Below are 735 nucleotides of genomic sequence, written 5' to 3'. Positions count from 1 at the left end.
AGCCGCGGCATGAGCCCGGTGATGTGCATCCCGCGCTCTTCCGGCTGCAGCCCGTCCTCTAGGTCCCGGCCCAATCGCGGAACATATGGGGCAGTAGAATGACATTAATTCTGCCTCCTCCCTTTGATGAATCATTTCACTTCTGAAAAGGAGCACATGATGGCGGGCAAGCAGAATCCCGAGGCCGGCACGCTGGAAACGCTGAACGAGCAGGAGTGCCTGCAACTGATCGGCGCCGCCGGAATCGGCCGAGTGGCCTTCGGAGGCGCGCTGGGCCCAACCATTTTTCCGGTGAATTACCGGTTGCTGAACGGCGAAATCGTCTTCCGGATTCGTGAGGGCGGAACCATGGACGAAAGCCTCCGGTCCGGCATCGAAGACCTGGAGATCAAAATCGCCTTCCAGGTCGACCACATCGACGAGACCAACCATGAGGGCTGGAGCGTCCTGATTCAGGGCCCCGCCCACCACGTCCCGGAAAGCGACATCAAGGCGAACGTGGACTCCTGGGCAGGAGACGACCGCAACCACTACATCCGCATCGCCCCGCAACGTGTGACCGGCCGACGGATCAACCGGCTCTGATCACGCAATCGCCAGGTCGGCGGCGGAGGCCGCCGGCCTGGCCGAGTCTCACCGGTCGCGTTCCTCGGAGAGGACCTCCGCCAACGGGCGCCTGACTCCGCGGGCCGTCTTACTCGGGTAGCCCAGACGGATCACCATCTGCGGAAACTC

The 735-nt window shown here is 62.9% G+C and carries 1 protein-coding gene; it reads left to right on the top strand.

What is annotated here, in order from left to right; translation table 11 throughout:
* The first annotated feature begins 156 nt into the window (after nucleotides 1-156).
* The gene (locus QSK34_RS37620; protein WP_285591623.1) at nucleotides 157-585 is read left to right on the top strand and encodes a pyridoxamine 5'-phosphate oxidase family protein; all 429 of its coding nucleotides are present in this window, start codon (nucleotides 157-159) and stop codon (nucleotides 583-585) included.
* Nucleotides 586-735: the final 150 nt, after the last annotated feature.

Origin of the sequence: Herbidospora sp. NBRC 101105, from assembly GCF_030269205.1 — a bacterium.
Classification (GTDB): domain Bacteria; phylum Actinomycetota; class Actinomycetes; order Streptosporangiales; family Streptosporangiaceae; genus Herbidospora; species Herbidospora solisilvae.
This window is presented reverse-complemented; position numbering and strand designations above follow the sequence as displayed.